This is a genomic window from Paenibacillus roseus (assembly GCF_016424485.1).
GTDB classification, from domain to species: Bacteria; Bacillota; Bacilli; order Paenibacillales; family Paenibacillaceae; genus Paenibacillus_D; species Paenibacillus_D roseus.
Window position 1 is genome coordinate 1 of the sequence record NZ_JAELUP010000045.1, and the last position, 2,972, is coordinate 2,972.

At 32.7% G+C, this 2,972-nt stretch carries 2 protein-coding genes, 5 tRNA genes and 2 rRNA genes; 2 read left to right on the forward strand and 7 right to left on the reverse strand.

Going from position 1 to position 2,972, the window contains the following annotated elements:
• Positions 1-148: 148 nt before the first annotated feature.
• A complete protein-coding gene (gene rpsL, locus JFN88_RS26195; RefSeq protein WP_199019308.1) occupies positions 149-532 on the reverse strand; it encodes a 30S ribosomal protein S12 in 384 nt (127 codons plus the stop codon).
• A 55-nt stretch (positions 533-587) separates the two neighbouring features.
• Here rpsL and JFN88_RS26200 point away from each other — a divergent pair.
• Positions 588-659 (forward strand) — tRNA-Pro (locus JFN88_RS26200).
• 14 nt (positions 660-673) lie between these two features.
• Here the strand turns inward: JFN88_RS26200 and JFN88_RS26205 are convergent.
• The 3 genes from JFN88_RS26205 to JFN88_RS26215 form a co-directional block, all read right to left on the reverse strand.
• Positions 674-744 (reverse strand) — tRNA-Trp (locus JFN88_RS26205).
• A 14-nt stretch (positions 745-758) separates the two neighbouring features.
• Positions 759-1,121, reverse strand: a complete 363-nt coding sequence (locus tag JFN88_RS26210; protein WP_199019309.1) for a hypothetical protein — start codon at positions 1,119-1,121, stop codon at positions 759-761.
• A 32-nt stretch (positions 1,122-1,153) separates the two neighbouring features.
• Positions 1,154-1,226, reverse strand: a tRNA-Glu gene (locus JFN88_RS26215).
• A gap of 17 nt (positions 1,227-1,243) precedes the next feature.
• Here JFN88_RS26215 and JFN88_RS26220 point away from each other — a divergent pair.
• A tRNA-His gene (locus JFN88_RS26220) sits at positions 1,244-1,314 on the forward strand.
• A gap of 57 nt (positions 1,315-1,371) precedes the next feature.
• Here JFN88_RS26220 and JFN88_RS26225 read toward each other — a convergent pair.
• The 3 genes from JFN88_RS26225 to JFN88_RS26235 form a co-directional block, all read right to left on the reverse strand.
• Positions 1,372-1,445 (reverse strand) — tRNA-Met (locus tag JFN88_RS26225).
• A gap of 23 nt (positions 1,446-1,468) precedes the next feature.
• A 5S ribosomal RNA gene (rrf, locus tag JFN88_RS26230) occupies positions 1,469-1,584 on the reverse strand.
• 32 nt (positions 1,585-1,616) lie between these two features.
• Positions 1,617-2,972, reverse strand: a 23S ribosomal RNA gene (locus tag JFN88_RS26235); the annotation flags it as partial.

Sequence of the window (2,972 nt, forward strand, 5' to 3'; positions counted from 1 at the left end):
AATAATCAAAAAATTCTTCTATTTCAAAAAATTCTTTTTTTAAATGATATGAAGTGTATAAATTAGAATAAAAATTTATACTTTTTTTTAAAATTAAAGATCTTTTTGTTAATTTTATAGCCATAAAAATAAAAAAATATTAAATAAATTAAAAAGAAGATTCCACTTTTTTCTTTGTTCCATATTTAGAACGACTTGTTTTTCTACCTACAACTCCAGTAAGATCTCTAGCACCTCTTATCAATTGATATTTAATACCTGGTAGATCTCTAACACGACCTCCTCTTATTAAGCCAGTAGCATGTTCTTGAAATGTATGACCTATTCCAGGAATACGTACAACAAGTTCTGTATTATTTTTAAAACGCACACGGGCTACTTTACGTAAAGCAGAATTAGGCTTTTTTGGGGGTATCGTATAACAACGAATACAAACAACTTTACGTTGCGGGCATCCTTTTAAAGCTCTATTTTTTTTCTTTTTAATATGTTTTTTTCGTTGGTGATGTAGTAATTGTTGAATAGTTGCCATTTAAAAATAAGATATATATAATTTAATAATTAAAAAAATTATTAATGTTCACATTCGGAATGTAGCGCAGAGGTAGCGCGTCTGTTTTGGGAACAGAAAGTCGCAGGTTCAAATCCTGTCATTCCGAAAAAACTAAAAAAGCACGCTCTGTTGGAATCGAACCAACCTCTTAGGTTTTGGAGACCTTTGTTTTACCACTAAACTAAAAGCGTGTATTTCCAGTTTATTAAGCTTCTATAGTTTCAATAATTTGAAAAAAACTGAAAATATCATAATTTATCAAAAAATTAGACACTTTTTTATTAACTAAAATTGAATTTGTTTTTAATAAAAAATTTAAAATATTCCAATTAATTCTATCAAAATAAAAATTTTTCAATTTTTTTTCTTTATTAAGAAAGCCATTTAAACGTACAAGCCATAATTTGTTAAAAAAGATTTTTCGCTTTTTTCGATCTATATAAGATCTATGCAAAGATTTTATAGATTTTTGAATTGTTTGTTTTTTATTTCCTAGTTTTTTCTTTGTAAAAAAAGAAATATTATTGTTTTTTAATTTTGAAATAATTTTTAGTGAATTTTTTGTCATAATTTAAAAAAGCAGGTTTTCTTTTCGAGAAATACCCCCAGGGGAATTCGAATCCCCGTTTTTTCCGTGAAAGGGAAATGTCCTGGGCCTCTAGACGATGGGGGCTTCTCGCTTCTCAAATGGTGGATGTAGCCAAGTGGTAAGGCATTGGATTGTGGTTCCATGATCGCGGGTTCGATTCCCGTCATTCGCCCTTAAATTATTATTTTGTTTCTTATTTAATATTAAATTAATTCTTTTTATTTAATATTACCTACTGCTGGAATCGAACCAGCGACACTCTGCACATGAGACAGAAGCTCTGACCTTCTGAGCTAAGTAGGCTTTAATCAAAATTAAAAATATTCTAGAGCATTCAATTATTTTCCCATAAGGCCTCCCTTATAGTATCGTCATCTTTTATATGTTTCACTTCTTAGTTCGGAAAGGTTTAAGGTGGTACCATATAATTAAGAAATACTCATAGAAACCCCATTATTTAAAAATAATCTTTTTAGATCAAAAACTTTTAATTTATTAGTATATATCCGCTTAAATTTTTACAAATCTTATACGTTATACCTATTTATTAGATAATCTTTCTAAAATTTTTTAGAGAACATCTATCTTAAGATCTCTTTCTCACTTAGATGCATTCAGTGATTCTGAGTTCTATACGTAGCTACCCAGCGTTTCCTATTGGCATAAGAACTGGTAGACCAGAGGTATATCCTTTAAAGTCCTCTCGTACTATTAAAGATGTCTTTCAATGTTCTAAAGCTTACACCGGATATGAACCAAACTGTCTTACGACGTTCTAAACCCAGCTCACGTACCGCTTTAATGGGCGAACAGCCCAACCCTTGGGACCACCTACCGCCCCAGGATGCGATGAGCCGACATCGAGGTGCCAAACCTTCCCGTCGATATGGACTCTTGGGGAAGATCAGCCTGTTATCCCTAGAGTAACTCTTATCAAATGAGCGATAACCTTTCCACATAGGAATATCGGATCATTAAGACAGACTTTCGTCCTTACTCGACTTTTAAGTCTTATAATCAAGCCCATTTATGCCTTTATACTTCGCCACTGATTTCCAAACAGTTTAAATGAACCTTTGTATACCTCCGTTACCTTTTAGGAGGCACCTGCCCCAGGTAAACTACCCATCAAAAACTGTCAAATATCCTGTTTAAAGGTATATTTTAAGTACCGTCTTTCAGAAAAAAGTGGTCTTTCACTTAAGATTACCATATTTTAGGTTAAAATCTCCCACATAAACTATATATTTCAAAATATTGTACAATTTCAAACTATAGTAAAGCTTCTAGGGTCTTATTGTCCTGGTGTAAGTAATCCGCATCTTCACGGATATGTCTATTTCACCGAGATTCTCTTTGAGACAGTGCTCGATTCATTACGCCATTCGTGCGGGTCAGAACTTACCTGACAAGGAATTTCGCTACCTTAGGACTGTCATAGTTACAGCCGCCGTTCACCAAGGCTTTGTCTAAGAGCTTCAAAAATTATTTTTTTTAACTCCTATAATTAACCAACTGGCACTGGGCAGGCGTCAGCTCCCATACATTGTCTTTATGACTTCGCGGAAACTTGTGTTTTTGTTAAACAGTTGATCGAGCCTCTTCACTGCGACCTTATAAAAAGGTACTCTTTCTCCCGAAGTTACAGAGCTATTTTGCCGAGTTCCTTAAAGAGAATTTTCTCGCGCCCCTTAGTATATTCTACTTTCCCACCTGTGTCGGTTTACGGTACAAGTTTTTTTATTATTAATAAAATTATTTTAATTTTAAAACAAAATTTAGAAATTTTCTTGGAAGATTTCTTTTTCTATTATTGTATTATTTTTAATT